Annotated in this window: 29 protein-coding genes and 3 pseudogenes; 14 read left to right on the top strand and 18 right to left on the bottom strand. The window is 70.7% G+C overall.

Annotated elements, in window-relative coordinates:
• Nucleotides 1–14 precede the first annotated feature (14 nt).
• Nucleotides 15–863, bottom strand: coding sequence for an MIP/aquaporin family protein (locus tag AB0D27_RS17780; protein ID WP_362508954.1), 849 nt, complete (start codon nt 861–863; stop codon nt 15–17).
• Between the two features lie 540 nt (nt 864–1,403).
• Nucleotides 1,404–1,967, bottom strand: a complete 564-nt coding sequence (locus tag AB0D27_RS17785) for a hemerythrin domain-containing protein (RefSeq protein ID WP_362508957.1) — start codon at nt 1,965–1,967, stop codon at nt 1,404–1,406.
• A 227-nt stretch (nt 1,968–2,194) separates the two neighbouring features.
• Between AB0D27_RS17785 and AB0D27_RS17790 the strand changes: the two genes are divergently transcribed.
• Nucleotides 2,195–2,734 carry a hypothetical protein gene (locus AB0D27_RS17790; RefSeq protein ID WP_362508960.1) on the top strand — a complete coding sequence of 180 codons (540 nt, stop codon included), beginning with the start codon at nt 2,195–2,197 and terminating at the stop codon, nt 2,732–2,734.
• A 75-nt stretch (nt 2,735–2,809) separates the two neighbouring features.
• Here the strand turns inward: AB0D27_RS17790 and AB0D27_RS17795 are convergent, their stop codons facing one another.
• Both AB0D27_RS17795 and AB0D27_RS17800 read right to left on the bottom strand, forming a co-directional pair.
• Nucleotides 2,810–4,855 (bottom strand): SpoIIE family protein phosphatase, encoded by a 2,046-nt coding sequence (locus AB0D27_RS17795; protein WP_362508963.1) that lies wholly within the window; start codon nt 4,853–4,855, stop codon nt 2,810–2,812.
• Between the two features lie 160 nt (nt 4,856–5,015).
• On the bottom strand, nt 5,016–5,450 hold the full coding sequence (locus tag AB0D27_RS17800) for a hypothetical protein (protein WP_362508965.1): 435 nt from the start codon (nt 5,448–5,450) through the stop codon (nt 5,016–5,018).
• Nucleotides 5,451–6,015: 565 nt separating this feature from the next.
• Here AB0D27_RS17800 and AB0D27_RS17805 point away from each other — a divergent pair.
• A complete protein-coding gene (locus AB0D27_RS17805) occupies nt 6,016–6,180 on the top strand; it encodes a hypothetical protein (protein WP_362509084.1) in 165 nt (54 codons plus the stop codon).
• Nucleotides 6,181–6,301: 121 nt separating this feature from the next.
• Here AB0D27_RS17805 and AB0D27_RS17810 read toward each other — a convergent pair whose 3' ends face one another.
• Nucleotides 6,302–7,390 carry a lipocalin-like domain-containing protein gene (locus AB0D27_RS17810; protein ID WP_362508967.1) on the bottom strand — a complete coding sequence of 363 codons (1,089 nt, stop codon included), beginning with the start codon at nt 7,388–7,390 and terminating at the stop codon, nt 6,302–6,304.
• 130 nt (nt 7,391–7,520) lie between these two features.
• Between AB0D27_RS17810 and AB0D27_RS17815 the strand changes: the two genes are divergently transcribed.
• Nucleotides 7,521–8,204, top strand: coding sequence for a TetR/AcrR family transcriptional regulator (locus AB0D27_RS17815; protein ID WP_362508968.1), 684 nt, complete (start codon nt 7,521–7,523; stop codon nt 8,202–8,204).
• Between the two features lie 32 nt (nt 8,205–8,236).
• On the opposite strand, the gene AB0D27_RS17820 is transcribed toward AB0D27_RS17815, so the two are convergent.
• The 4 genes and pseudogenes from AB0D27_RS17820 to AB0D27_RS17835 form a co-directional block, all read right to left on the bottom strand.
• Complete coding sequence (locus AB0D27_RS17820; RefSeq protein ID WP_362509092.1) at nt 8,237–8,578, bottom strand: hypothetical protein; 342 nt, start codon at nt 8,576–8,578, stop codon at nt 8,237–8,239.
• A 143-nt stretch (nt 8,579–8,721) separates the two neighbouring features.
• Nucleotides 8,722–8,868: pseudogene (locus AB0D27_RS17825) on the bottom strand (thiamine pyrophosphate-binding protein); the annotation flags it as partial.
• A gap of 106 nt (nt 8,869–8,974) precedes the next feature.
• Complete coding sequence (locus tag AB0D27_RS17830) at nt 8,975–9,799, bottom strand: GntR family transcriptional regulator (RefSeq protein ID WP_362508971.1); 825 nt, start codon at nt 9,797–9,799, stop codon at nt 8,975–8,977.
• Between the two features lie 161 nt (nt 9,800–9,960).
• A complete protein-coding gene (locus AB0D27_RS17835; protein ID WP_362508974.1) occupies nt 9,961–10,449 on the bottom strand; it encodes an SDR family NAD(P)-dependent oxidoreductase in 489 nt (162 codons plus the stop codon).
• Here AB0D27_RS17835 and AB0D27_RS17840 point away from each other — a divergent pair.
• A complete protein-coding gene (locus tag AB0D27_RS17840; RefSeq protein ID WP_362509095.1) occupies nt 10,391–10,597 on the top strand; it encodes a hypothetical protein in 207 nt (68 codons plus the stop codon). The two genes, AB0D27_RS17835 and AB0D27_RS17840, sit on opposite strands and share 59 nt — an antisense overlap.
• On the opposite strand, the pseudogene AB0D27_RS17845 reads toward AB0D27_RS17840, so the two are convergent.
• Nucleotides 10,514–10,780, bottom strand: a pseudogene (locus AB0D27_RS17845) (hypothetical protein); the annotation flags it as partial. The gene AB0D27_RS17840 and the pseudogene AB0D27_RS17845 sit on opposite strands and share 84 nt — an antisense overlap.
• 226 nt (nt 10,781–11,006) lie before the next feature.
• Here AB0D27_RS17845 and AB0D27_RS17850 point away from each other — a divergent pair.
• The 5 genes from AB0D27_RS17850 to AB0D27_RS17870 all read left to right on the top strand — a co-directional run bounded on the left by AB0D27_RS17850 (nt 11,007) and on the right by AB0D27_RS17870 (nt 14,214).
• The gene (locus AB0D27_RS17850; RefSeq protein ID WP_362508977.1) at nt 11,007–11,858 is read left to right on the top strand and encodes a hypothetical protein; all 852 of its coding nucleotides are present in this window, start codon (nt 11,007–11,009) and stop codon (nt 11,856–11,858) included.
• A gap of 359 nt (nt 11,859–12,217) precedes the next feature.
• Complete coding sequence (locus AB0D27_RS17855) at nt 12,218–12,697, top strand: hypothetical protein (protein ID WP_362508979.1); 480 nt, start codon at nt 12,218–12,220, stop codon at nt 12,695–12,697.
• 364 nt (nt 12,698–13,061) lie between these two features.
• Nucleotides 13,062–13,220, top strand: a complete 159-nt coding sequence (locus AB0D27_RS17860; protein WP_362508982.1) for a hypothetical protein — start codon at nt 13,062–13,064, stop codon at nt 13,218–13,220.
• On the top strand, nt 13,217–13,648 hold the full coding sequence (locus tag AB0D27_RS17865; RefSeq protein WP_362508985.1) for a heme-binding protein: 432 nt from the start codon (nt 13,217–13,219) through the stop codon (nt 13,646–13,648). The genes AB0D27_RS17860 and AB0D27_RS17865 overlap by 4 nt, the downstream gene beginning before the upstream one ends.
• Before the next feature lie 239 nt (nt 13,649–13,887).
• Nucleotides 13,888–14,214, top strand: coding sequence for a hypothetical protein (locus tag AB0D27_RS17870; RefSeq protein ID WP_362508988.1), 327 nt, complete (start codon nt 13,888–13,890; stop codon nt 14,212–14,214).
• Nucleotides 14,215–14,376: 162 nt separating this feature from the next.
• Here the strand turns inward: AB0D27_RS17870 and AB0D27_RS17875 are convergent, their stop codons facing one another.
• The 4 genes from AB0D27_RS17875 to AB0D27_RS17890 all read right to left on the bottom strand — a co-directional run bounded on the left by AB0D27_RS17875 (nt 14,377) and on the right by AB0D27_RS17890 (nt 18,189).
• On the bottom strand, nt 14,377–15,108 hold the full coding sequence (locus AB0D27_RS17875) for a 2OG-Fe(II) oxygenase (RefSeq protein ID WP_362508991.1): 732 nt from the start codon (nt 15,106–15,108) through the stop codon (nt 14,377–14,379).
• 73 nt (nt 15,109–15,181) lie between these two features.
• Entirely contained in the window at nt 15,182–15,688 is a 507-nt protein-coding gene (locus tag AB0D27_RS17880) for a methylated-DNA--[protein]-cysteine S-methyltransferase (protein WP_362508994.1), read from the bottom strand.
• Nucleotides 15,689–15,897: 209 nt separating this feature from the next.
• Entirely contained in the window at nt 15,898–17,367 is a 1,470-nt protein-coding gene (locus tag AB0D27_RS17885; protein ID WP_362509087.1) for an AlkA N-terminal domain-containing protein, read from the bottom strand.
• Between the two features lie 141 nt (nt 17,368–17,508).
• The gene (locus tag AB0D27_RS17890; protein WP_362508997.1) at nt 17,509–18,189 is read right to left on the bottom strand and encodes a peptide deformylase; all 681 of its coding nucleotides are present in this window, start codon (nt 18,187–18,189) and stop codon (nt 17,509–17,511) included.
• A 43-nt stretch (nt 18,190–18,232) separates the two neighbouring features.
• Here AB0D27_RS17890 and AB0D27_RS17895 point away from each other — a divergent pair, with 43 nt between their 5' ends.
• The 4 genes from AB0D27_RS17895 to AB0D27_RS17910 all read left to right on the top strand — a co-directional run bounded on the left by AB0D27_RS17895 (nt 18,233) and on the right by AB0D27_RS17910 (nt 21,301).
• The gene (locus AB0D27_RS17895; RefSeq protein WP_362509000.1) at nt 18,233–18,784 is read left to right on the top strand and encodes an endonuclease/exonuclease/phosphatase family protein; all 552 of its coding nucleotides are present in this window, start codon (nt 18,233–18,235) and stop codon (nt 18,782–18,784) included.
• 160 nt (nt 18,785–18,944) lie between these two features.
• Nucleotides 18,945–19,256: a helix-turn-helix transcriptional regulator gene (locus tag AB0D27_RS17900; protein ID WP_362509003.1), complete on the top strand. Its 312-nt coding sequence runs from the start codon at nt 18,945–18,947 to the stop codon at nt 19,254–19,256.
• A 584-nt stretch (nt 19,257–19,840) separates the two neighbouring features.
• On the top strand, nt 19,841–20,584 hold the full coding sequence (locus tag AB0D27_RS17905) for an SDR family oxidoreductase (RefSeq protein ID WP_362509006.1): 744 nt from the start codon (nt 19,841–19,843) through the stop codon (nt 20,582–20,584).
• Nucleotides 20,585–20,854: 270 nt separating this feature from the next.
• Nucleotides 20,855–21,301, top strand: a complete 447-nt coding sequence (locus tag AB0D27_RS17910) for a DUF1772 domain-containing protein (RefSeq protein WP_362509009.1) — start codon at nt 20,855–20,857, stop codon at nt 21,299–21,301.
• Between the two features lie 692 nt (nt 21,302–21,993).
• On the opposite strand, the gene AB0D27_RS17915 is transcribed toward AB0D27_RS17910, so the two are convergent.
• The 4 genes from AB0D27_RS17915 to AB0D27_RS17930 form a co-directional block, all read right to left on the bottom strand.
• On the bottom strand, nt 21,994–22,470 hold the full coding sequence (locus tag AB0D27_RS17915; RefSeq protein ID WP_362509012.1) for a hypothetical protein: 477 nt from the start codon (nt 22,468–22,470) through the stop codon (nt 21,994–21,996).
• A complete protein-coding gene (locus AB0D27_RS17920; RefSeq protein ID WP_362509015.1) occupies nt 22,454–22,945 on the bottom strand; it encodes an RNA polymerase sigma factor in 492 nt (163 codons plus the stop codon). The genes AB0D27_RS17915 and AB0D27_RS17920 overlap by 17 nt, the downstream gene beginning before the upstream one ends.
• A gap of 92 nt (nt 22,946–23,037) precedes the next feature.
• Complete coding sequence (locus tag AB0D27_RS17925; RefSeq protein ID WP_362509018.1) at nt 23,038–23,649, bottom strand: class F sortase; 612 nt, start codon at nt 23,647–23,649, stop codon at nt 23,038–23,040.
• On the bottom strand, nt 23,646–24,056 hold the full coding sequence (locus tag AB0D27_RS17930) for a sortase-dependent protein (RefSeq protein ID WP_362509021.1): 411 nt from the start codon (nt 24,054–24,056) through the stop codon (nt 23,646–23,648). Before AB0D27_RS17930 ends, AB0D27_RS17925 begins: the two co-directional genes overlap by 4 nt.
• Nucleotides 24,057–24,499: 443 nt before the next feature.
• Between AB0D27_RS17930 and AB0D27_RS17935 the strand changes: the two are divergent.
• Nucleotides 24,500–25,213: pseudogene (locus tag AB0D27_RS17935) on the top strand (LysR substrate-binding domain-containing protein); the annotation flags it as partial.
• Between the last annotated feature and the right edge of the window lie 70 nt (nt 25,214–25,283).

Genomic DNA, 25,283 nt, shown 5'->3' on the forward strand with positions numbered 1-25,283 from the left:
CTCTTTCGTGGGAGTCAGGACTCGTCGGGGGTCGGGACGCGTCCGGGGGGCTCCGGCTCCGCCGTCGGCAGGAACCGGCCGATGAAGGCCTTGTACAGCCCCGCGCCGAGCAGACCGCCGACCAGCGGACCGACGATCGGCACCCAGAAGTAGAAGTTCCCGTACTGATCTCGCCATGCCCCGCCGTAGCCCGTGAAGAAGCTGGCCAGCCGGGGACCGAAGTCACGTGCCGGGTTGATCGCGTACCCCGCGTTGGTACCCCAGGCCATGCCGATCCCCACGACGACCAGGCCGATGATGAACGGGGCCAGATTGGCGCCGGGAGGTGTGTTGAGCAGGTCCGTGATGGCCAGAATCAGCAGCAGCAGGATGGCCGTGCCGATGACCTGGTCGCGGAACGCGCCCCACTCGTGGACCGGCAGATTCGGGTTGCCGTTGGCGGGGAGCGTGGAGAACACGAACTGCGTCTTGATGGTGTGGCCGGGGTCGGCCTTCGCCAGCGCCTCGGTGTAGTTCCACCGCACGATGAGGGCCGCCACGAAGGCGCCGGCCGTCTGGGCCACCGCGTAAGGCGCCACCTTGCTCCACGGGAAACCCTTGAACGTGGCCAGCGCGACGGTCACGGCGGGGTTGAGATGAGCTCCGCTCAGCCGTGCCGCGACGTAGACGCCCAGGGTGACGCCGAGGCCCCACGCCCAGGAGATGCTGTCGTGATTTCCGAGGCCGCCCGGTGGCGTCGTGAGCGCTCCACCGGCGACCACCTGGGCCACCACGCCGACACCGAAGAGGATGAGAATCATGGTGCCGACGAATTCAGCCGCCACCTCGCCGATCAAACCCGACCTTTTAAGCCGCTCAGCCATGGAAGCCCGCTTCCCGCCGGCCCAGGACCGGCCGTAGACTGCCCGATCCCTCCCGTTATCAGCATAGGACGATCAACGGCTGACCGCACAGACGGGGAGATTTCGCCCTTGGAGGGGGGCGGCTCTGCGCCCTTGCCGAGCGCTACAAGGCCCCAGGAGCGGAGTCCGCGGACACCGCTCAAAGGCGCCGGAACCAGGCGTCGGGGGGCGGCCGGCGCCCGCGTGTGCTACGAATCGCTGTCGTCTGCTCGGTGCTGTGCCGCCCATGGCGGCTCTTTCGGTAGCGGTGCCACCGGAACTCACCCAGCAAGCGGCGGTGCAAGGCGAGTTCACCGGTGCGCCGGTTGCGGTGGAGAGGGGACAGCCGACCTCGCGTCGCCCCAGCGCGGTCCGCTGGGGCGGGTTGCCGCCGTGGGCCTCGTCACCGATCCAGGACGCGGGGGCGCCGGCGCTCCGCGATGCGGGGTGAGCGCACCCCGGATCGCGGAACCGCGAAGACATCACGCAGTCCGATACGCCGGACCGGACCGCCCTCCGGTCTCAGCTGGTCTTCCCGCGACCGGACAACGCGTCGCGCAGCCGGTCGACGAGACCGACGCCGGGGGCCAGGAGCTTGTTGGCGGGCGGTGTGTCGGGAGCGGAGGGGTGGGGGCGGGTCGGCGCCATCTTCTTGGCCTGCCGCACCTTGTCGCCCAGCTCGTTGAGAAGCTGCGGGGAACAGGACTCGCGCAGCCGCGGGAAGAGGTTGCCCTCCTCGTCCTCGACATGCGCTCTGATCTCCATCATGAGCTTGCCGATCAGCCGGTCGAAGTCGGGGTCGTCCGCGTCGCACCCCTCCAGGTCCTTCATGGTGCGCTCCGCCTCGGCGTGGTCCTGCAGCTCACGGTCGGCGAGCGCGTCACCCCCCGGGACGTGCTCGCGGACCGCCGGATAGAGATAGGCCTCTTCCGCGACCGAGTGCCGAACCAATTCCATGGTGACCTGGTCCGCGTACAGCTTTCGCTGACGTTCACCTGAGGGGAGTTCGTCGATATTGGTGAACAGCTCCTCCACTTCCTGATGGTCGATGGTCAATTCGTTGATGACATCTCCGCCGTGTCCCATGTGTTTTCTCCCTTGTGTGTCGTGGCCTTCCAGCCGCCGGAAGGCGAGGTCGGACGCCAGTGAAGCTCTTTGGACGTCCCGTTCCGGAGCATTGCCGCTCCCGAGGGCGTGGCGCCTTCGGCGTGTGGCCGATACCACGAGGTTTTTGTGGGCTGCGTCATTCCCCTCGGCGAGAGCGCGGGATAAATTTCCAGTTCCCCGTATCCCAGAAATCGGACGGCCAAGCAGTGCCCTCAGATCTCTCGCCCCTCATAGCCGCGACGTCCCAGTGGCTGACCCAGGCCTATCCGCCGGGCAGCAGCGCGCTGGATGCCGCGCTCGTCGATGTGCAGGCTCGGCAGGCCGTGACGGTCGCGGCGTGGTTGCGCTACCCGACGCCGATGGACGCCGCGCTGGTCCTGATGGCGGGCCCGGGCGGCTCCGCCCGGCTCGACTGGATCACAGGAGTCGACGCAGCGGGGGACCCCACCGCGACGGACGACCTGGAGCAGCACGCGTGGCGCACGTGGGTGGACGAGGTCGTGGCGAGCTGGGCGGCCTGCCTGCTCACCGACCCGGTTCTGGCGGCGACGGCCGTGACCGCGCTCGCCGAGAGCGACCGCACGGACGGTGTGCCGACCGAGTTCCGGCGCCTGGTCTCACCCGGCGAAGGCGACCTGCGGGCGGCAGCACTGCTGCGTCACCCTGACCTTCTGGCCCCCGTGGCCGAACTCCACCACACCGGGCTCCTCGACCGCCTCAAGCCGGACGACGCCCTGACCGCCTGAGCCGAAGCAGGTCTGGGGAGCGAAACGGTCCGTACGACCCGTGCGCCGGGGTTGCAGCCGGTCTGGTCGACCGCTTCACGTGCGCGTGCGTACGAGCAGCAGTGCCACGTCGTCATCAGGCTCGGGGCGCAGCGCGCTGAGCAGCATGTCGCTGGTCCGTTCCAGGGAGTGCGGCGGGCCTTGGAGCAGCCGTGTCATGGTGTCCAGCCCGGTGTCGATGGGCTGGCTGCGGCTCTCGACCAGTCCGTCGGTGTAGAGGGCGAGCAAGGAACCCGGAGGCAGCTCCTGCCGCAGGGTGGCGAAAGGCACGCCACCGACGCCGAGAGGGACACCGCCGGGGATCTCGAGGAGGTCCGCACGGCCGTCGGGGCGGATCATGACGGGCGGGAGATGACCGGCGCTGGACAGCTCGCAGCTGCCACGGCGGGGGTCGCACACGGCGTAGACGCAGGTGGCGATGGCGTCGCCGAGGGCGCCCGCGATGTCGTCGAGATGCCCCAACAGCTCGGCGGGAGGCGGATCGAGACGGGCCAGGGCACGGGTGGCGGTGCTCAACTGCCCCATGATGGCGGCGGCTTGGACGCCCTTGCCCATCACGTCGCCGACGATCAGACCGGTCCGCCCCCGGCTCAGGGGCAGCACGTCGTACCAGTCCCCGCCGACCTCGCTCAACGCCGGAAGGTAACGGGCGGCGACGTCGAGGCCCTCGTGATGCACCGGCGTGCGCGGCAGCAGACTGCGCTGGAGGGTCAGGGCCGCGGTGCGTTCGCGTCCGTAGAGCCGGGCGTTGTCGACGCAGATCGCCGCCCGCGCCGCGAGTTCCGCGGCGAGAATGCGGTCGTGCTCGTCGAACGAGCGGGTGTTGATGGTGCGGTACAGACTGAGCGTGCCCAGCACTTCGCCCCGGGCCATCAGCGGGACGGCCAGGTAGGAGTGGACGCCCGCCACGCGCAGGGTCTGCGCGGCGTGGGAGTCTCTGGCGAGGCGCCGCATCATCGCGGAGTCCACGCGTTCCACCAGGATCGGCCTGGCTTCGCGGACACACTGGGTGATGATCCGTGTGGGGCCGTACGTCGCCAGCTCACCGACCGGATCCGCGGCATGGATGGCGTCCGTGAGGTATCCGGCCGCGACGGCCAGCGCCCTGAACTCGGCCTGGGCGTCCCCGGTGACCACGGCGGTGGTGCCGTGCGCGACCACGGCCTCCAGGATGTCGACGGCCGCCAGGTCCGCCAGCGTCGGCACGGCCACGTCGGCCAGTTCCCGGGCGGTCTGCTGAAGATCCAGCGTGGTGCCGATCCGCATACCGGCGTCGGCGATCACGGCCAGATGCTCCCGCGCCTGGGAGACCTCTGTGGCCGCCTGCTGCCGTTCGCTGACGTCAATGACGGCCATCGCCAGCCCGAGCACCCGGCCCTGTGCGTCCTCGATGCGGTGGTACGACTCCGAGTAGGCGCGGTCCTCGGTGTCCGCCGGTGTCCGGCCGATGGTCTGCTGGTCCAGCAGGGGTTTGCCGCTGGCCAGGACAAGCCGCATGCGTGACTCGATCGCCTCCACGTCGAGCCCCGGCAGCATCTCCCTGATGCGGCGTCCCAGGACGGCTTCCTCGGGCAGGCCGTTTATCCGTTCCAGGGCTGGATTGACGCCCGCCCACCGCAGATCGTTGTCGAAGACCGCGATACCCACCGGGGTCTGCCGGACCAGGCTGTGGGACAGGGCGAGATCCCGCTCCACGCGACGCACCGTGGTGGCATCCGCGGCAAGGCCGAGCAGATGGACCTGCCCGTGGGCGTCGCGCAGCCGCATGGTGCGGAACTCCACCGGGCGCTCCGTACCGTCGCGATGCTGCAGGGGGAAGACTCCCGCCCACCGGGCTCCCGACCGCACCTGCGCGAACAGCTCGCGCGCCCGCTGCCGGTTGTCGGGTGACACCAGCAGTTCGTCGGCGCCGTGTCCCAGTGCTTCCCCGGCCCGATATCCGAGCAGCTGCACGGCCTCCGGACTCCACAGCACGATGCGCCCGTCACCGTCCAGCACCACGGCCGCCACCTGCAAGAGGTCGAGCAGCCCACCCGGCGCCGCGGTGACCCCGTCGTCCTCACCGGTCGCATACCCGTGCATACCAGCCGCTCCTTCGCGCGGCACCGGCACCGCCAAGATCCGCCCTGCGGGTCCTCCGATTACGTCACACCATGCTCCGGGCAGCAACACGGGTGACGCACTCTGATCAGCCTCCCACCGTGCCACCGCCTCGCGAGGCGTGATCGGGCCCTCGCCGAGGTCAGTCCCAGAGCGGGTAGCTGACCGTTCGCTCGAATCCCTCCGGCCTGCCGTTGGTGTAGACCAGGCTCATCCGGGTGTAGTGCTGCAGGTGCGGGCGCTTCTTCCAGGGCTGGGGCTGGTCGAGCCGTACGACGACCGCGTACGAGTGGAACTTGCCCGCCGCGCAGTACGGCTTGCAGTCGTTCACCACGTTGAAGCCCGTGGCCACCGCCGAGTTCGAGAGCCACTGAGACCAGTGGAGTGAGACCAGACGGCTGTTGCCGTCACCGCAGGCGAGGATGAAGTCGCCGGGGCGTACTTCTGAGTGCCAGAAGCAGTCGACAATCACGGGGCGTGCGGCCTGCTGTTTCACGGCCTGCGCCGCCGGCGGAGCGGCTGAGGCGGTCGCCATCAGTCCCGCAAGCGACGCAGCCGCGCCGAGCGTGATGGCCATTCTCACTGTGTACCTGCCCATACCCGCTCCCCGCGCCTGTCTCGCCGCCCAACGCCCCGCGCCGCACCTCTCCGCTGCTCGCCTGCCGAGGTCCGGTTGCGGGGCCGACCCAAGACGGTATGCCATTCCGCCGCCAACACTCGTCTCTGTACTGACGCTACGACCGTGTCAGGAGATGCACCACTCGTACGGAGTACGTCGCGCCCTTTGGTGAGACAAGTGTTCGCGGTTGTCCAGGTGCCGATTTCCTGGGTGAAGCACGCTCACCTTCGCCCCCGCGACCAGGCCGTGCGGCGTCCTGGCCTCGACACCATGGACACAGACGAGAGGCCGCCGCCGAGAACGCCCTGGGAGGTTTCCTGCGCGCACGGCGTGCCCAACTGCGCGCGAGGACAAGGGACTTCCCTGCTCCGGCCGCCGCAGGGGTCCCGGTCTGCGCCGAGAAGAGCTCGCCATCCTCGCTGGGGGGAGTACCGACTACGCGACACTTGGAGCGACACGCCCGCCTTCGTTCTGGGCCACGCCACGCCTGGACATCCTGGCGCGCAACCGGCTCGCCGGCGCTCTGTACGGGGCCTTCACCCACTTCGACACCGTGCCCCGCATGACGTTCCTGGACCGGGCCGCGCACGACTTCCGCCACGACTGGGACCAAGCCGCCGATTCGCGCGTGGCCACACCACACCGCGGCGGGCGACAGGCATCGACCCGACGATCCGCGACTGAGTGAGCTCTCGGCGAACTGTCCATGGAGAGCGCCGACTTCGGCGTCCTGTGACCTCAAATCGTTCCCGGGCCGACAACCGCCCGGACGCGCGGAAGCAACAGCCCGAGCCGGACCCGGCCTGGATTTACGCGCGCGCCTTGCCGAAGTACATGAGTTCCCACAGCGCGTCGTCGGCGTGGCTCTCCACCAGGTCCGCCCCCTGGTAGTGCTCGATGCGCAGTTCGCCGACGAATCGCAGATAGGCGCCGTCGAACCCGGCGAGCCTGGCCGCGGCCTCCTTGGGACCCTTGAGATCGTCGATCATCTTCGACGCGGTGAGGTCGCGGTGGCGGACGTACGTGACGACGTACCGCTCGTCCCCGTCGGTGTACGTGTAGCGCGTGACGCTGCCGACCGGCTTGCCTGCCTTCGTGTCGGTGTAGCGTCCCAGCTCCTCGAAGGTCACCTTGCTTTTGTCGTCCGCGATGATCTTTCCGTCGCGGGCCAGCATGAACACGGGCAGCGAGGAGTACCCGTACGGCTTCTCCGCCGTGATGTACGAGGCGATCACCGAGAACGGACCGGCCGCGCCACGAGCCCAGTACCAGTGGTGCATGAGCTTCATCATCGGGGCGTTGCCCCAGTTGTGGTCGTGGTAGCCGACGCCGGTGGTCGTGCTGCTCCGGCCGCTGACGCTGTAGGTCGCCTCGACCTTGCCCTGAGGGACCGAGGGCAGCCAGGCGAAGAACTGCTCACCCTGGTCGCCGAAGAGCCAGTGCCCCGTCTCGGGGCGCCATGCGGGGACCTGCCCGGTCAGCGTGACGTCGACCTCGATCTCCTCCGCGCGGGCGCGGATGGTGTAGATGTTCAGGTCACCGGAGAAGACGTTCCCGCCGATCCGGACGTCGCAGGTGTCGGTGGAGGCGGAGAAAGTCTCGGGGTCCAGCTCCACCAGCCTCTCCAGCGTGGTGCCGTCGGGCAGCGTCAGGTCGATCCGGATGGCCGGAGCCAACGGCCTGTCGATGGCGGCGAATTGCTTGGTCAAGAAGACCACGACCAGTTTGGCGCCGTCGTCCAGGTGCGCGTCGAAGTACCACCACTCGTAGGTGCCCGGGCCGCCGTCGGTGCGCAGGCCGTCCTCCCGCGGCTTGATCGCTCCACGCTCGATGCCGAACCGTGTGTAGTCCTCCGCGGTGCCGCCCAGTCGGGCGGTGGCGGTGCTGTTGCGGGCCAAGCGGATCACGCTCCTTGCCTGGGCGGCTGCGCTTTAATGTCCAGTCGCCTATTTTTCTCCCATGGCCAGCATGCGTCGATTGCCCTATTTGGGCAAATGGGGCATGGCGAGAAGGAATGGAGGACTGGGCATGGCTCGTACGGCGGCACCGCGCGGGCGAGGGCGCCCGCGGGCGGGTGAGGAGCTCGACGTTTCCCGGCTGCTGGCCGGTGCTCTGGACGCGTTCGCGGACAAGGGCTACGACGGGATGTCCGTGCGGGAGCTGAGCCGTCGGCTCGGGGTGAGCCACGCCCTGCTCACAGCGCGTTTCGGCTCGAAGGAAGGGCTGTGGTTCGCGGCGATGGAATACGCTCTGGCCTGGTTGGAGAGCTCATGGCGGCAGCTCGCCGAGACCCCCGAGCTGGACGACCTGGAAGCCCTGCGGCAAGGGATCATCCGGCAAGTCTCCTTTTCCGCCGCGCACCCACAGGTCTCGCGCATCATGAGCCACGAAGGGGCCATCGACAGTGCCCGCGTCCGCTTCGTCGTCGACCGCTTCGTCAACCCGCTGCGCGCGCTGGTCGAAGAGCGGCTGGACCGGCTCATCGCGGACGGCCGCATCCGCTCCATGCCGTACGCCACCCTGCACTACCTGGTGGTCCAGGGTGCCGCGGCCCCCTTCGCGTGCCCCGTCGAGGCAGGGCTCCTCGGCGCAGCCCAACCATCGGGACCGGACGACGTCCGACGGCACGCGGAGACGGTCGCGGATCTGCTCATCGCGGGCCTGTCCTCACTTCCGCCACTTCCGCTCGACGCACCCGGCGAAGGGCATTGACGCCGGAGGCGACCGGACGACGCTGCCCGCTCTCACCGCTCACGGAGGGGACGGGGCAGGTGAAGGGCATTGACGCCGGAGGCAACTGGACGAAGCCACCCGCTCCCATCGCTCACGGAGGGGACGGCGCAGGCGAGCGGCTCTGGCGTGTCCGGCGCCGGCAACGACGCACGGGCCGGCAGGTCGGCGACCTCGGCGACGGCCTGCGGGTCGGCGGACGCCGACCGGCGAACCGCGACGTGTGCCGGCACCGGCAGGTCCTCGGCAGGCTCCGCCCAGTCGTCCATGGGGACGAGCACCAGGGCCGGGCCCCGCCCCTCGCGGGCCGCGTGCACGGCCCGGCCGATCGCGCCGGGCATGTCCTGGGCACGCACCGGCGACTCCACCCGCACCGGGTAGTTTTTTGCGATTCCCTCCAACTACCGAGCGAGGAAAGGCGGTTGAGCGAGGTGTCGACGATCCTGCCGACCAGGGCGACCAGGGGTGCGCGGTTGACCCGAGCGGTGGCCATCGCGCCCACCGCGTTGCCGAGCCCGGCGGTGGTGTGCAGCAGCACCATCGCGGGCTGCTCGCGGGCCAGCGCCCAGCCGGTGGCGGCCCCCATCACCGAACCCTCGTGCAGCGCCAGGACGAACCGAAGGTCCTCGGGCAGGTCGGCGAGCAAAGAGACCTCGGTCGAGCCGGGGTTGGCGAAGACGGTGGTCAGGCCGTGAGGCGGAGGACGTCGAAGGCAGCCTCGCGGACGGTACGCGTCCCGGTCGTCGAGCCCGTCACGACGGCGTGCTCCGGCGGTCGGCGACCTGGCCGCCCAGACTCACGTTCGACCGTAGCCAGGCGGTGAGGGCCTCGGTGAGACCGACGTCGGAGGCCCTGGCCGCACCGTCCTCGCGAACCGAGGTGATGCGTTCGACGACCTGGCGGTGGTAGTCGCGGACCACGGAGGCGGCGTGCCGGGGATCGCGGGAGGCGACCGCGGCCACGATCCGCATCCGCTCCCCGTGGAGCGCGCCCGCGACCCGCCCCCAGTGGCCGCCCTCACCGCCGGACAGCTTCACCGCGAGCCCGAGCTGCACCTCCGTGATGAACCGGGACAAGGCGGCGAGCAAGGGATTGTGGGAGATCTCGGAGAGGGTCGCGAAGAAGTGCTGCAGACAGGCGGCGGACCTTTCCACTCCTTCGGCGGCGGGGATGGCCTCGGCCGCCTCCCGGAGCCGGGAGACCTCCTCGGCGGAGGCGTGCTCGGCGGCGAGTTCGGCGGCGTAGGCGTTGAGGGCGCCGAGCAGGCCGAATACCTCCCGGGCGCCGACCTTCTCGACCTGGACGACGGATGCGATGGACACGGCGAGCAGGGTGTCGCCCTGCGCGGTGACGGTCGCTCTGCTGCCGTTGCGGGTGTTGACCAGGCCCATCGCGGTCAACACGCGGACCGCCTCGCGGATGGTGGGGCCGCTGACGTCGTAATACGCGGCCAGTTCCCGTTCGGCCGGCAGCCGTGAACCGTCCGGCAGGGCGCCGCTGAGGATCTGCGCGCGGAGATCCTCGACGATCTGGTCGGCCACCCGGCCGCGGTAGATCTTCGCGGGGGTGTGAGGCACGGACATATCGCTCCCAAGGTGTTCCCGGGCCGCCAGGGCGCACGGGAGGCGGATGGTCCACTCAAGACCCAAGCTAACCTACCTAGTAGGTTAATTCCAGCCTCGGCTGTCGATATGAGCCGCCGGACTCAGCGCTCCGACTTGCTGTGCGGGATCAGCAACTAGCTGACCGCCGCGTGGCCGGGGCGGGGCGCGACGTACCCGACGGCATCGGCGACGTCCGCCGGACTCAGCCGGTCGTAACTGCGCCGGGCCGCCAAGGCCCCGCTGCGACTCCTGAAAGACAGCTCGGTCGCCACCGCCGCGGGCTCCAGCACCGCGACGCGGACCTGGCGCCCGGCCACCTCCTGCCGCAGTGCCTCGCTGTAGGGGTTCACCCCTTGCTTGGTCGCGGTGTAGACGCCCCGCCCTTGCGGACGAGGCGACCCGATAGCGAGCTGATGCCCACCAGGTCCGCCACGCCCCGGAGGTCGTACTCGGCGCGGCGAGCAGGTGCGGCAGGGCGGCCCTGCCCACCAGGTCCGCCACGCCCGGAGGTCGTCTCGGCCGCCGCGAGCAGGTGCGGCAGAGCGGGCGTGCGCGCAGTGCAGCGTGCCCAGCAGGTTCACCTGGACCATCTGCTCCCAGGGCGCGAGCGGCGCGTCCAGCATCGGTCCGGTCCCGGGCCACGCCGACGTTGTGCACCATGATGTCCAGCCGGCCCCAAGTGTCGACGGTGCGCTCCACTGCCGTATGGGCCTGAGCGGCGTCGGTCATGTCGGCGGCTACCGGCAGGGCGCGCCCGCCCGCGACCCGTAGCTCCGCCGCGAGCGCGTCGAGCCGGTCCTCGCGCCGGGCCACCTGGGCGACAGCCGGTCCCCGTGCGGCCAAGGCGGGCGGGCCAGGGCGGCGTCTGTGCCGCTGGATGCGGGGTGGCGGTGACGGTGGCGGTGGCGGTGGCGGTGACCAGTGAGGCCGTCCCGTTCGGATCCATGTGGTCATCTCCCGCTCCTTCAAATTCGGTGAGAGCTCGCCACCTACCTTGACACAAACCTACTAGGTAGGTTTCCTGGAAGGCGAGCGGCGACCGTAAGTCATCGAAGCGGCGCACCGCGGCCCCTGCCGCGCGACGCCGGGCCCGGCGATCGCCGTCAGTCATCCCGCCCGTTCGGCGAGCCCCAGGCGCGCCGACTCCACACGGGCGAGCACCCGACCACGGAGGACAGCGATGAAGATCGCACCGTTCGACGAGAACGCGTTCAAGATGGACCACCCCAGGGGGACGGTCTCGTTCAACTACCTGCTCATGGGCGACCGGAGCAAGCCGCTGGAGAACTACCGCTACATCCTGGGCCGCCAGGAGGCCGACTTCCTCATGCCCCGTCACTGCCACACCTTCGAGCAGATCCGTCTGCCGCTGGTGGGCGACATGAACCTGGGCGAGCAGGGCATCCTGCGCGAGGGCGAGGTCGGCTACTTCCCCGAAGGGCAGACCTACGGCCCGCAGGACGACAAGCTCACGGACCCGAAGCAACTCCAGCTCGTGCTGCAGTTCGGCGGCGCCTCCGCGCTCGGCATGGCCGCCGGCCGCGGCCGTGGCCCCGCCAACGGGGAGGCCCAGGCCGAGCGCCGCGAGCGGCGGGAGCAGAGGTTCCCCAAGCCGCGCTACAACGGCGTGGTCATCAGCAACCCCGACCACTTCAACTGGCTGCCGGTGGCGGGCTGGCCGGGCGTCAAGCGCAAGCCCATCGGCACGTACACGGAGCGGCAGTTCTGGGTCGAGTTCGTCAAGCTCGACGCCGGCGCCGAGTGGATCTCGCAGAGCGAGGACGCCAAGCGGCTGACCGTGGTGCTCGCCGGTACGGGCACCGTCGAGGGGACCGACATCGGCAAGCTTGCCGCGATCGAGGCCGATCCCGGCGAGAAGGCCCGCTACACCGCGACCGAGGAGCTCGTGCTGTTCACCATCGGCCTGCCGCCGATCCAGCTCCCGGTCGAGCCCGACGACGACAAGTTCGTCACCGTCCTCACCGACGGCGGCATCCGATTCGAGAACGCCAAGGACGCCGACAACGGCTGAACCCCGTTGCCGGGCGGCGGCTCGGGACGGCGCGGCCTTCCCGACCTCCCTCGGCTCCGACGCCCAGGCGCGCCGCGGGTCACTCTCTCTTCCGTGTACGGGTGCCCGTCCCGTCGCTCCGTGTACGCGCGCCCGCCGGTAGCCGAACCCGCACCCGCACGCCGGGTCCCGCATCCGTCCCGCTCCGTATGACGGACGGACCCCATGACGGACGGACCCCGCGCACCCGTTCCGCTCCGTTTGACGGACCCCGCGCACCCGCCCCGCTCCGTATGACGGACGGCGCGCATCCGGTCAGTCCGGCCCGGGACGCACGCCACCCCCGCCTCACCGGCCTCACAGAAAGTTCCCCGCATCACATGAAAATCGCCTCGCGGCGGACGCCCTTCGGAGATCGGTTCTGCTTCGCCGAAGTCGTTCCGCACCGTCTCATCGACATTCAGGCCGCCTTCGTACGACGGCTGGAGACCCAAGGCGTCGACCGGTACGACGCCCTCGCCCGCTCCCGGCTCGACATCCCCGGCGATCTGCCCGCCCTTCTTCAGGCCGACCCCCAAGTCACCGCCGTGCGACGGGCGTTCGACTGGGCCGTCGAGCAGGCCGGCACCGGCGTACTGCACGAGGACTGCCCTGGTCCGACGAGCCGGAAGGCTCGGGCCGCCGGTCGGGCGCCCGCACACCGTCTGGTGCTTGCTCGCCGACTACGCCCGCCGACGGCCGTCCCCGGACAGGAACCGCCCCGGCGCCGCCTCCAGGGCTGCCTCAAGGCTCCCAGCGCCCTGGCCGGCCCTGCACGACAGCCGGCTCCTCAACCGCAGTCCGACCCCGTCGGCACCTGATGCTGGGCGCGGCCGGAACGATCGCGGCCATCGCCGCGATGGGCCTGCTGCTGTGCCACGGAGCATCCGAGCTGCGCGGGGCGGCGGCCTTTGCCGGTGCGGCGGGAGCCGTCGGCTCGGCGGGGGCGGGAGGACACCCGTCTCTGGCTGGTCGTGCTCCTCTGCTGTTCTGCGTGGGGCTCACCGTCGGTCAGGTCTTCGTGGGCACCCAGTCCGCATCGTTCGCCACGGTGACCTCGTCCTCCTCCGGCCGGGCCTCGACCCTGTTCAACGTCGGCCGCAGGCTCGGCGGTCCGTCGGCGTCGCCGTCGCCACCACCGTCCTGGTATCGGCCGGCCCGACCAGCTCCGGCACCGCCCCCGGCATGTCCGGCTACCGCGCCGCCTTCCTCGCCCTGGCCGCACTCAACCTGCTGGGCCTGTACGCCGCCACGCGGGTCAGCGACACCGACGCGGCGAGGACCATCCCCCGACCCCCCTCCAACCGAGCCATCCCCGAGAAAGCACAGGAGCCACAGCCATGAGTGGACTGACACTGACCCAGGCGTCCGAAATCGTCGACGCAGCCCTGAGCCACGCCCGCGAGCTGGGCCTGCGCCCCCTGAGCGTCACCGTGCTCGACCCCGGCGGCCATCCGCTGGTCGTCAAGCGGGAGGAGCGTGCGGGCATCCTGCGCCCGCAGATCGCCCACGCCAAGGCGTGGGGCTGCCTCGGCACCGGGCAGGGCGGCGCCGCCGGCGCTCGGCACGCCACCCGCGACCCCGCCTTCTTCGCCGCCCTCGCGGCGATCTCCGAGGGCCGAGTCGCCTCCTCCAAAGGGGGCGCGCTGATCCGGGACGAGGACGGCGAGCTGCTCGGCGCGGTGGGCGTCAGCGGTGACCGGCCGGACAACGACGAGGCCGTCGCCGTCTTCGGCGTGCAGAAGGCCGGCCTCGTCGCCGACGTGGGCTGACCGCGCCCGGCACGAGGGTCGGGGCCGGGGCTCAGGACGACCCGGCCCCTACCGGACACGGGCCAACTCGTCGCCCCACGCCGCGACTTCCCCGCCGCGGCGCAAACCGGCCTCATCGGTGCGGCCGCCCTGGCCGGGGTCGCCTTCATCGTCGCCCTGCCGGGCCTCACCTTCCGCGGCCCACCGTGTGGATCCTGCCGCCTCGCGCCTTCCACGCGGCCGCGAAGGCTTCGGCTGCCGTGCGGGAGGCGGTATCGCGGCTGAGGCCGACGGCGACGGTCTCGATACGGGATCTCGGAAGCGCCAACAGGCTTATGAGGGGTGAGTTCGGCGGATGTGTGCCCGACGGGAGTGGGCAGGTCACCGAACTCGGCCAGCTCGGCGACACCGATCAGGGGGCAGCGCAACCGCTCCCGCTCGGTGAGGATGCTCATGATGAGGTGGTGCTGCTTTCTCGCTGTGCTTTCCAGCGGGTGTACTCGGCGGGCAGACAGACCGCGCAGGGCCGGTATCCGGCGACGATCGCGGTGGCGTCGTCCGGGAAGAACACCCGCTGTTCGACGTAGTGGCCGCGGGCGATGGCCCGCAGTGCGGAGGGGCAGTCCAGCCGTCCGTAGCGCCGCCCGCGCCGGTGGCCGCCGAGCGTGCCCGGCTGGCTGCTCCGGTACGGCTGGCCCCCGGGCCGATAAGCGTGTACGCGCGCCGATCGGAATCAGTCGTGGCGGAGGTCATGCCGCGTCGTGGAAGACGAGGCCGAGCGTGCGTCGTCGTCCGGATCGGACGGTGCTGACGCCGTGTCGCATCGGCCCGGTCGACCAGCCGCGCTTGGAGGCGACGGGCCGGTCGCGCGTAGTGAAGATCAGCCCGTGCCCCTGCGGCAGGGTCGTGGACGATCCCCGTGACTGGGCGCGGGGGCGCTGCTCGGTCATGATGAACTCGCCGCCGGTGAAGTCGACCCCAGGGGCGTCGAGGCCGATCACGACCTGAAGCGGGAAGAGCATCTCGCCGAACACGTCGCGATGCAGGGCGTTCCAGTCGCCGGGCCCGTAACGCAGCAGGATTTGCGCCGACTTGGCCTGCCCCGCCTCGTGGCACATGGTCACCCACTCATCCAGGTCCTCTGGCCAGGGTGCTGGTGTGCCGAGCTTGGCCGCCCAGTCCCGCGCGATGGGCAGCAGGCGCGGGTAGAACGCCTCCCGCAACTCCCGTACGAGCTGGGGCAGTTCGTGGGTGAAGTAGCGATACTGGCCGGCGCCGAAGCGGTGGCGGGCCATGTCGACGGTCGTGCGGAAGCGCTCTGGCTCGTCGTACAGGGCGGCGATCTCGTGGCACTCGTCGGGGGTGAGCAGCTGTCCCGTGAGCGCGTTGCCGTGCTCGTTGAGCTCGTCGGTCAGCGCGCCCCAGTCCTCCTCGGCGACGCGGTCCGCCGCGCGGCCGGCCAGGTGCGTGGTGTCGGTCATGGTGAGGGTCCTTGGAGGGATGAGGTTGTCACCCGGCTCCGCATCACGGGGACGTGCGGAGCCGGGAGAGGTGTCAGGCGGCCTGGTGGACGTTTTCCAAGTCCAGGAGTTGCCGCTTGCGCTCCAGTCCTCCGGCGTATCCGGTGAGAGCTCCGCTGGCGCCGATCACCCGGTGGCAGGGGCGCACGACCAGCAGCGGGTTCGCGCCGATCGCGGTGCCGACCGCGCGGACCGCTGCCCTTGGCGCGCCGATCCGCGTGGCGATCTCGCCGTAGCTGAGCGTGGTCCCGTACGGGATGGCCTCCAGGGCCTTCCACACCCGCTGCTGGAAGTCGCTGCCGCCGCTGACGTACTCGATGTCGAAGCGGGTGAGCCGGCTGTCGAAGTACGAGCGCAGCTGCGAGACGATCTCCGTGAACGCCTCCGCGTCCTCGCTCCAGTTGGCCTGCACCGCGGCGCCGTACTTCTGGCCGGGGACGGACAGCGAGGCGAGTGCGATGCCGCCCTTGGCGGTTGCCGACTCCTCACCCACCAGGAGCAGTTCACCCAGCGGGCTGTCCATCGTCGTGTAGACCGTCATCGGTCTCGTTCCTCTCTCATGGGTCTCAAGCGGTCTCAAGGGGTCGCAATTTTTTCGTGGCCCACCATCCACTCTGCGGCTTATCTGCCGTTCTGTCTGGCGGATTTCGGACGTCACGCTGAGCGTGAGTTCCGGAGTACTTCGTTCGCCTTTTGTGCCGTCTTCAACAATGCGGTGGGTGGAGCCGGACTGCTGCCGGGATTCGGACGTCACGTCGCGGGGCCGCGGCGCCGGTCGGCGGCGGCGTTCCAGAAGTGGTGCATCGCGTACGTCCGCCACGGCCGCCACGCTTCCGCGTCGACCGCCTCCGTGCCCGCGTGCCGCATCCCGGCCTGGATGGCCACGTCACCAGTGAGCAGGACGTCCGGGTCACCGAGGGCGCGCATACGAATGTATCCGGCCGTCCAGGGGCCGATGCCGCGCAGGTCGAGGAGGGCCTTCTCGACCTCGTCGCGGTCGGCGCCGGCATCGAGCCCGACGGTGCCGTCAGCGAGCGCGGCGGCGATGGTACGAAGGGTGTCGCGGCGTGAGTCGGGCATGCCCACCTCGCTCAGCGAGGCCTCGGCCAGGGCGTCGGCGGTGGGGAAGACGTGCGTCAGCGCACCGCTCGGCTGAGCCAGCGGCTCCCCGTAGGCGGCGACCAAGGCACTGCCGAGTTTCCGCCCGGCGGGCACGGAGAGCTGCTGGCCGAGCACCGCACGCAAGGCGAGTTCATGCGGATCCGCGGCGCCCGGTGCGCGCAGTCCCGGCCGCAGAGCTACCAGTGGGGCGAGCGAGGCATCGGCACTGAGGCGCTCGGTGACCGCGTACGGGTCGGCGTCCAGGTCGAACAGCCGGCGGATTCGTTGGGTGGCCGTCGTCAGGTCACGCAGGTCGCTCAGGTGCAGGTGGCACTCCAGCCAGCCCGCGCCGAGCTTCTCGCTGACCTCGGCGATCCCTGTGCCGTGCGGGAGGAGCAGGGTGCGCCGGTAGGTGCGGCGGCCGCGCTCGCCGGTGATTTCCTCGATGCCGGTGATGGCGCGGGCGGCGAGGTATTCGAAGAGTTCCGGGGCCGCGTAGGGGCCGCGGTAGGCGAGTCGCAGTGGCACCCCGGCCGCTCCGTTCGCCGAGCCGACCGACCCGAAGCGGGAGGAGCGGCCCGGCTTGGCGGCCCGAAGCTCGCTGGGGGTGACGGCGTAGATCTCCCGGATGGTGTCGTTGAACTGCCGCACGCTGGCGAACCCGGCCGCGAACGCGATGGCCGCGGCCTGCATGGTCGTGGTCTGCAGCAGTATGCGAGCGGTGTGTGCCCGCTGGGCCCGCGCCAGGGCGATCGGGCCGGCGCCGAGCTCGGCGTTCAGCTGCCGCTGGACCTGTCGAGCGCTGTAGCCCAGCCGCTGCGCGAGTCCCGCGACGCCCTCGCGGTCCACGACGCCGTCGCCGATCAACCGCATCGCACGGCCGACCACATCCGCCCGCGCGTTCCACTCGGCCGAGCCGGGAACCGCGTCCGGGCGGCAGCGGCGGCAGGCCCGGAAGCCGGAGCCCTGTGCTGCGGCCGCGGTGGGGTAGAAGCACACGTTCTGCCGCTTGGGCGTGGTGGCCGGGCAGCTGGGGCGGCAGTAGATCCCGGTGGTGGTGACGGCGAAGAAGAACTCGCCGTCGAAGCGGGCATCGCGGCTGCACACCGCCTCGTACATGCTCTCGTCGGTCGTCACCCTTCCACTGTGCGGCGGATGCGGCCGCCGTGCTGGCGGAAAACGGACATCACGCTCAGGTGCGCACGCCCGGCGCCGCGGCCCGGCTCGCGCGGCGGGCGACGACGTCTTTGGGTACGCGGGTCATCTCCCGCTCGCGTCCAGCCGGGCCCGCTGCGGCAGCAGGTCGAGATACAGCAGCCTGTCGAGGTGATCCAGCTCGTGGCTCAGGCAGCGCGCCGCGTACCCGGTCACCATCTCGCACACGGGGACGCCGTGCTGGTCGAGGCCGCAGCCGATCTCCGGTCGGTGGACGGCCTGGCACACCCCGGGCACCGACGAGCAGCCCTCCTCGGCCTGGGTGACCAACCCGGTGGCGGCCGGGATCGGCGTGCCGGTGCACACCCCTTCCTTCTTGGCCAAGGGGAGGCAGCGGCGCGAGGGCAGCAGCCCGTCGGGCACCAGCGGATCGCCGGTCCGCCGGGCCGGCTCCGCCCAACGCAGGCGCCGCCAGCCCGGGCCGGGATGGTCGGCGCGACCCAGATCGCCTCCGGTGACGGTCCCCACGCCCCGCGAGGTCGACGCCTCCGACGCCCTGGGGTCTGATGCTTCCATCCGCCAGCCGCGCCCGGTGGTACTCGTCGTACGAGACGTCGGCGGGACCCTCGTGGCGCTCGTACCTGGCATGGAACACCAGGCCGCGTCCGGCAGTAGAGGCGGCATGAATCCGGTGATACCGTCACCGGCCGGCTCCAGCAGCCCATCGGTCGCACCGGACGGGGCGAGCGGCCATTGGGCGGTCATCAGGGCGGGTAGCTCGGACATCCCCCATGGTCTCTCCCTCATGGTCTCGCCAATGATCTCGCCCATGAGCTCCCCGTACGAGAAGTGGAGTCGCCCTGTGAACGGCGAACCGGCGACGGCGACGATAGGGCTGACGTCGCTGAATGTGTGCTGCGGTCTCGCATCGTCGCTGCCGCCGCCCAAGGAACGCGCGGTCGAGTTCTGCCGCCGACTCGACGAGTCGGACGTCGATGTCGTCAACGTCCAGGAGGCCTGGACGCCGGGACTGTTCCGCGCCATCCGCGCGCAGTTGCCCTCGTTCCCCTTCGTCGCCCGTGCCACCGGAGTGGCGGGGCAGCCGGCCGGGGGCCTGGCCTCCTTCTCACGGCTGCCGCTTCAGTCGGTGACCTATCAGTCGTTCCGCGGCCCGAGGCCACGGGCGGCCGGCCCGCTGTTCCGCGCCAATCGGGCCTTGTGGAGCCGCCTGCAGGACACCCTGACCTTCGCGTTGGCCGGGCGGCGCACCGTAGTGGGCAATGTCCACCTGACCGCGAACAGGGACGGCGACTGGCCGCCGACAACCGGCACCATCTGTTCCAGCGAACGCAGCTGGAGACGAGCACGCCCCGACTTCTAGACCTTCCGCCTGCCACTCAGCAGGCATGGATTCGGCCACACAAGGGCGAGACCCCGTCCGGGACAGACGGCAGGTCCTGCCGGTCGCCCTGGGTGGCCAACTGGCCATTCGTTCTGCGCATATGTGATGTGTGATGAGTGGTAATTTCGCTGCTGTGGGAATGAGTCTGGATGATCGGGTGAGGTCGGCGGTGGCCGCGCTGTTGCATGCGACGGGTGAGTCGCAGACCGGCCTTGCGGTGGCTCTGGGGGTGAGCCAGGCGCAGGTGAGCCGCCGTCAGTCGGGCAGCGCCGCCTGGAGCCTCGCTGACTGCGAGACGGTGGCCGCGCACTACGGCATCGATGTGCTCGACTTGCTGGCGGGTCCGACCCGGGCGTCCGAGTCGTTGCCCGTCGAGCGCCGCCGGATCCCGGGCCGCCCCTCCGCTGCCGTACGCCAGGCGGCGGTACGGGAGGAGGGGGCGACGCGGTGACGGACTTCGCGGCGATCGACGCACTGCTGGCCCGCACCCTGACGGAGCTGCATGGCGTGCGAGGTCGGCGATCATCAGGTCGGGGTAGGGGAGTCGGAATCGGTCGCAGTATCCGGCGGCGCCCCGGTACAGGTCGGGATCGAACCTCACCTCGCCGGTCATGCGTCCACCATCGCGCACGGCAGCCTGGCCCCAGGAACGTGGCGGGAGGGAGCCGCCCTGACGCGGGAGGCCGACTTCTGTGGTGCGGTCACCGCCCGTTTCGACAACAGAGCTCGCTTGCGAAGGAGTTGAGGGCCGGCGCGGCATCCCGGTGGTCCGCAGTTCGTGCAGATGGTGTTCTGGTTCCGGTGTTGTCGCGGGCGGCGCCGCGCAGGTGGCGTGGGTGTGGATGTTGAGCGCGGTGCGGCTTGCGGCCTCAGCGATGCCCGGGTCTGCCTGCCAGTCGGAGTGAGCGCTCCAGCGTATCGGCCGCAGCTTGACTTCGAGCGTGCTCTCAATCCTAGCGTTGTGGTCATGAGTGCTTCGACGTTGCCGATGGCCGGTGAATGCGGGTGGGCGGTTTGTGGCGCGGTGGTGATCCGGTGAGAGTGTTCGTGACGGGCGGGACGAGCGGGCTGGGGCTCGCCATGGCGTCCGCCCTGGCCACGGCGGGCGCGACGGTGGCGCTGACCGGCCGCTCCGGTGAGCGTGCGAAGGTGGTCGCTGCCGGGCTGCCGAACGCGGTCGGCGTCGAGCTCGATGTGCGGGACGAGTCGTCGGTGGCCAGGGCGGTCGACGAGACGTGGTCGCGGCTGGGCGGAATCGACATGCTGGTGAACAATGCCGGGATCGGCATGCGCACGGTCAACGCCCGCTTCATGACGCATCCGCAGGGCTTCTGGGACGTGCCGGTCGGCGGCTTCCGTGCCGTGATAGAGACCAATCTGACCGGCTACTTCATGGTGGCGCGCGAGGTCACGCCGCGGATGCTGGCCGCCGGTGGCGGTCGCATCGTCAACATCTCGGTGAGCCATTCGACCATGCAGCGAGCCGGGTTCGTCCCCTACGGGCCGTCGCGAGCCGGCAGCGAGGCGTTGTCCCGGATCATGGCGGCCGACCTGCGGGACACGGGCATCACGGTCAACCTGCTGCTGCCTGGGGGCGCGACCGTCACGGGGATGCTGCCCCCCGACGCCGTGCCCGACGGCCAGGTGTTCCTGGAGCCCGCGGTGATGGGCCCGCCCATTGTCTGGCTGGCGTCTGACGACGCGGCCGCCGTGCATGACGAGCGCATCGTCGCCGCCGAATTCGAGGGCTGGCTGCGCGAGAGGAACGCCCGACGATGAGGCAGGGCTGAGGGCGCCCCCCTCGACCGATCGAGTGCTCTCGGGGGTACGTCCAGGTGATTGCCCTTGGCAGGCGTTGAGGGCAACCGGTGTGGCGCCGCCTGCCTGGGCGTGGCTGAGTCGCGGCGCCATTTCGCGGCGCCTGCAGGCGTGATGAGAGTCAGACCGCTTACGGCCCTAGCGATGCCAGACATGCGAGCACTCTCGGGGCTAGCATCGATTCACGATCTAGCGATGCTAGAAAAGGAGCCGGGAGCCCTCGGAGGGGACATGCAGAACGCACTAGCCGTCGTCACGGTCGTGGTCGTCGGCCTGTTGGTGGGCGTGGAGTTCGCGGTGGCGGTCTTCGTCAACCCGATCTTGGACCGGCTTCCGAACGACGGCGGCCTCGCGGCCCGCAGCGACGGAGCCCGCGTCCTCGGCAAGGTGATGCCGTTCTGGTACATCGGCTCGGTCGTGCTCGGTGCGATCTGGGCGGCCATGGCGTGGGGCGACACGGGGGCGGGGCTTGTCGCCACGGCCACCGCCCTGCTCGTCCTGAGCGTGCTGATGTCGATCGCCGTGCTCGTCCCGATCAACTCCCGCGTCGCCCAGTGGAGCCATGACAGCGTTCCAGAGGATTGGAAGCAGCAGATTGGCCGCTGGGACCGGTTCCACTACGTACGCGTCGGTGTCATCGTCGCAGCATTCGTCCTGCTGGTCGTCGGCATAGCCTGACGCCCCAGCGCCTCTGGAGCTCGACTATCAGGCGGCTCCATCCGCCTGCTGGGGTGAGCCCGCACCCAACCAGGGCCGAAGAGCGGGGCCGCGGATTCCGGCGACTCTGTGCGATGCACTGTTCGCCGTCCTGGAGCGGGAGCTGGACGAGGGCCCGGTCGCGCACGGCTGGCCGGACCAGATCTCGCCGGGCACGCATGGCTCACTGTCTACCAGTTGCCCTCCTACGCACCCGACCTCACCCGGTCGAAGGCATCTGGTCCAGGCTGCGGCGACGTGCCAGCAGAGGACTGCCGCCCCGGCGATGGTCGTGAGGGGGTGTGACTGGCTGCCGGTGCCGGCATGTACGGCGCCCGATGGCCTGTTGTTGTTGCTGTTACTGAAGGGCGGGGTGTCCTGCCCGCAGGAGGCTCCGGCGGGGGGCAGGGCAACGGTGGTGAAGTAGCGCTCGGCGTATAGGTTCACGCATGTGCTGGGGGCCCGCGATGGACTCGACAAGCTCTGCCCTCGGCGTACGACTTCCGTGGGGGCTGGGCGAGCACGCACCCGCGCGCGAAGCATGAAATACGGGTGGACCGCCCGTGTTTCATCGCCCGGGCCGTCACCGTCGAGACGCTGGTTCGCCAGCAGGGTCAACGTGACGCGCCCTGCGCTGGGCGCGTTGCCGCAGCCGTGACCATGTGGATCGTGTTCTACGGGCGGGTGGTGCTTGAGGGTGCGGCGGTGGCTCCGCTTTGAACCGCCGTGGGCTGAGCGGCTTGCGAGGTCGGCGTGGCGGTGGATGGGTGGGTGGAGAGGGCTGGGCCGGTCGGGGTGGCGGAGCGGGGAGTGGAGGGGCTTGTGCTGGGTCGGGGGCTGACGGGCTGGGATGATGCCGACGCGGTGGGCGCGGTGGAAGGGCTGCTCGCGGGCGGCGGGGCGAGGGGGACTGTCGGGGAGGTGGGTGCCTTGGGCATCGCCGTGTGGAGTGGCAGTGCGATGAGGGCGGCGACGGCGCAGGCGAGGCCGGCTCCGGCCGCGGTGCGCAGAAGTCGGCGGCGGGCCGCGCCGCGGCGAATGGCCTCGTATCGGCCGGGGGGTGGGCCGAGGTAGTCGGAGGGGGGCCGCAGGATGAGGGCGAGAGGGTCGTCGGGTTCGAAGTCCGGGCCGTCGTCAGAGTGTGTGATCAAGGCTTCTCCTCAGGTGGGCGCGGAGCAGTTCGCGGGCCGCGTGGAGGTCGGCCTTGATGGTTCCTTCCTTGCGCCCGGTCAGTACGGACACCTCCCGGATCGGCATGTCAGCGTAGTAGTGGAGCAGGATGGGGACGCGCAGTCGTTCGGGCAGTGACTGCACGAGCAGACCGACGGAGGGGTCGGCCTGTTCTGCGTGCGGACGCACGGCCACTTCGGCGGTGGCACGGTGTACGGCTTTGCGCTCGCGTTCGAGTTTGCGCCAGTGGTCCCGCACGAGGTTGGCGGCGGTGACGTAGAGGAAGCCCCTGGGCTCGGCCACGGAAGTCCAGCGGGCCCAGAGCCGAGTGAACGCCTCCGAGGCGATCTCGTGGGCCGTCTCGTCGTCGTCGACCAAGCGGCGGCACCAGCCGGCGAGGCGCGGGTAGAGGGCGGCGAACAGCTCGGACGCTGCCTTCTCGCGGGACCGTTTCAACACTCTCCAGGGTCGTGAGGCACTCGGGGGGAAGGATTCCGGACCGGCGGGCTCAGGGTCCACCGGCCCGGGATCCGTGACCGGGTGGCGGGTCAGGGGCCGGCGGAGCTCAGCGCGGCGAAGACGATCACGTTGTCGAGATAGCCGTCACTGGTACGGGGCCCGCCGCACGTGATGAGCCGCAGCTCCGGACGCTGTACGTTCCCGTAGACCGCGTCCGCCGGGAAGTGCGCCTTGGCGACCGTCCGTACGGCGGTGACGGTGAACTCCGCCCTCGTTCCGTTGGCCAGGCGCGTGACGATCACCTCGCCCCGATGCAACCGTGCGAGGTGACGGAAGACCCCGTCGCCGTACGCGCCGACGGTGACATGGCCGAGGATCACCGACGGGCCGGTCTGCCCCGGCGTCGGCGAGTTCCGATACCAGCCCGCCCGGTCGTGTGCCGTGACCGGGGGTACCTGCACGCTGCCGTCCGCCGCCAGCCCCAACTGCATGACCGGGGTGTCGACCCCGAGGGCCGGGATCTGCAGCCTCATCGGGACCGAACGCCCCACGGCACGCGCCGCCTTCGCGGAGCCCCGCGCGGGCGGTGGCGTGCTGCTGGGGCGTGCGGTCGCGGCCTGACCCGCCCGATGGCCGCCGCAGCTCACGAGCAACGAGGCCATCGCCGCGGTGACGAACGCCCGCCGAGAGGGCGAGGTCATGCCCCGGTCGCCCGCCGGCGACGTACGAGATAGACCGCCGCACCGCCCACGCCGGCCACTGCGGCAGCGCCTCCGCCGATCAGCCCGCTGTCGGCTGCGGACTGCTTCGGCGCCGACGTCACACCGGTGTCGGGCGCTCCCTTCGGTACGACGGGGACCTGGCTCGGGGCCGGCGCGCGGGTCGGTGTGGCGCTTTGAGCGGGTGCGGTGGTGCCGGACGGCGCCGCAGTTGGGGCGGCCGTAGTGGACGGTTCCGGAGTCGGGGCGGTGGTGGCCGGCGCCGCTGAGGCGGTGGCGCTCGGGTGCCTGGTAGGGGTCGAGGACGTCCCGTCGGCGAACGCGGGCACCGTGCTCGCTGCCACGGCGGTGCATGCCAGTGCCATGACGCTGAGGACAGTTCGGCGCATGAATCGCTCTCTTTCGTCGGTCCGCCCGCTCGGTGAACAGGGCGGGCTGCGTTACTGATCGAGCGGAGAGACGAGGCAGCACCACGACAGGTTGTAAAGAGCTGGCAAAGCCGCCGGAAGCCGGGGCTTTGCCCGCCGGAGGAACGCACCGGCCCGGTGCCGCTGCACTGTGCCCCAATAGGAGGTGAGCGTGCGGTCGTTGGGTGAGCAGCCCGGCGACCGGGTGGTGCAGGGCACCAGGAGCACCGTGCCGAACAGTCGGCATGTCAGGCTCCAACTGAACCTGCCCGCAAGCGTGTCCGGGGGCCAGCGAGGGGTGCTGGCGAGAGAAGTGGCCCTCCTGCGCCTTGCGGCGCGACAGTGGCCGCGGTGCGCTGAGATGGGTGCTGCGGATGCTTTGGAGTCCTACCGCCGGCCCGCACCCAAGGCCAACAAAGACCGCACTGGGCGTCATCCTCTTCGAGCGGACCACCCACAGCGTGGCCCTGACCCCAGCCCGAACGGTGCTCCTCGCGGAGGCCTGGTTCGCCCTGGACGCCCTCCAGGCCGCATGGCGGCGGGCCCAGCGCGCGGCCGCCCCGGAGCCGCAGCTGGTCCTGGCCGTCAAGGCCGACGGGGACGGGGGACTGCTGGAGGCCATCCTGGCGCGCTTTGCGTCCGATCCGGCTGCCGTACCGGTCGCCGTCCGGCTGTGCGGCTGGCACGAACAGCCGCGGCTCCTGCGCAGGGGTGAAGCCGATGCGGCCCTGGTCCACGAGCCGTTCGACCACACCGGCCTGGACACCGAGACGCTGGCCGTCGAACCGCGCGTCGCGGCCGTCGCCGCTACCCACCCGCTCGCCGCCCGGGACCGGCTGGCCCTCGCCGACCTCGGCCTGCGCCCCGGCGACCTGCACCGGTTCCTCGACGAGATCCGCAGCGAGAGCCGTGACCTCGCCCAACTCCTCACGCGCGTCGGACTGGGCGGCGTCATACCCCTGCTGCCGGCCTCCATCGCCGCCCGCTATCCGCGCCCGGGTGTCGTCTACCTGCCGGTCCCGGACGCACCGCCCGCTGTCCTCGCCATCGCCTGGCCGCAGCAGTCCCGTTCGACGGCCACGGCGGCACTCGTCCGCGCCGCCGCGTCCGCGGCCGACTCCGCGCCGGGCTGTGCGTAGGGGATCGGTGCCTGGTGTCGTAGACGGGAGTGGCACCTGCGGGTGTTGTGGCGAGCGGCAGGGGGAGATG

Source organism: Streptomyces sp. NPDC048415 (assembly GCF_040651675.1).
Classification (GTDB): Bacteria; Actinomycetota; Actinomycetes; order Streptomycetales; family Streptomycetaceae; genus Streptomyces.

Bases quoted from the DNA above. Each gene is read 5' to 3' on its own strand.
- AB0D27_RS17850 (WP_362508977.1), top strand. From the start codon at position 11,007: ATGAAGATCGCACCGTTCGACGAGAACGCGTTCAAGATGGACCACCCC.
- AB0D27_RS17885 (WP_362509087.1), bottom strand. From the start codon at position 17,367: ATGTACGAGGCGGTGTGCAGCCGCGATGCCCGCTTCGACGGCGAGTTC.
- AB0D27_RS17785 (WP_362508957.1), bottom strand. From the start codon at position 1,967: ATGGGACACGGCGGAGATGTCATCAACGAATTGACCATCGACCATCAG.
- AB0D27_RS17860 (WP_362508982.1), top strand. From the start codon at position 13,062: ATGTCCGGCTACCGCGCCGCCTTCCTCGCCCTGGCCGCACTCAACCTG.
- AB0D27_RS17855 (WP_362508979.1), top strand. From the start codon at position 12,218: ATGAAAATCGCCTCGCGGCGGACGCCCTTCGGAGATCGGTTCTGCTTC.
- AB0D27_RS17880 (WP_362508994.1), bottom strand. From the start codon at position 15,688: ATGACGGTCTACACGACGATGGACAGCCCGCTGGGTGAACTGCTCCTG.
- AB0D27_RS17815 (WP_362508968.1), top strand. From the start codon at position 7,521: ATGGCTCGTACGGCGGCACCGCGCGGGCGAGGGCGCCCGCGGGCGGGT.
- AB0D27_RS17895 (WP_362509000.1), top strand. From the start codon at position 18,233: ATGAGCTCCCCGTACGAGAAGTGGAGTCGCCCTGTGAACGGCGAACCG.
- AB0D27_RS17925 (WP_362509018.1), bottom strand. From the start codon at position 23,649: ATGACCTCGCCCTCTCGGCGGGCGTTCGTCACCGCGGCGATGGCCTCG.
- AB0D27_RS17900 (WP_362509003.1), top strand. From the start codon at position 18,945: ATGAGTCTGGATGATCGGGTGAGGTCGGCGGTGGCCGCGCTGTTGCAT.
- AB0D27_RS17800 (WP_362508965.1), bottom strand. From the start codon at position 5,450: ATGGCCATCACGCTCGGCGCGGCTGCGTCGCTTGCGGGACTGATGGCG.
- AB0D27_RS17875 (WP_362508991.1), bottom strand. From the start codon at position 15,108: ATGACCGACACCACGCACCTGGCCGGCCGCGCGGCGGACCGCGTCGCC.
- AB0D27_RS17910 (WP_362509009.1), top strand. From the start codon at position 20,855: ATGCAGAACGCACTAGCCGTCGTCACGGTCGTGGTCGTCGGCCTGTTG.
- AB0D27_RS17835 (WP_362508974.1), bottom strand. From the start codon at position 10,449: ATGCTGGACGCGCCGCTCGCGCCCTGGGAGCAGATGGTCCAGGTGAAC.
- AB0D27_RS17795 (WP_362508963.1), bottom strand. From the start codon at position 4,855: ATGCACGGGTATGCGACCGGTGAGGACGACGGGGTCACCGCGGCGCCG.
- AB0D27_RS17930 (WP_362509021.1), bottom strand. From the start codon at position 24,056: ATGCGCCGAACTGTCCTCAGCGTCATGGCACTGGCATGCACCGCCGTG.
- AB0D27_RS17865 (WP_362508985.1), top strand. From the start codon at position 13,217: ATGAGTGGACTGACACTGACCCAGGCGTCCGAAATCGTCGACGCAGCC.
- AB0D27_RS17890 (WP_362508997.1), bottom strand. From the start codon at position 18,189: ATGTCCGAGCTACCCGCCCTGATGACCGCCCAATGGCCGCTCGCCCCG.
- AB0D27_RS17780 (WP_362508954.1), bottom strand. From the start codon at position 863: ATGGCTGAGCGGCTTAAAAGGTCGGGTTTGATCGGCGAGGTGGCGGCT.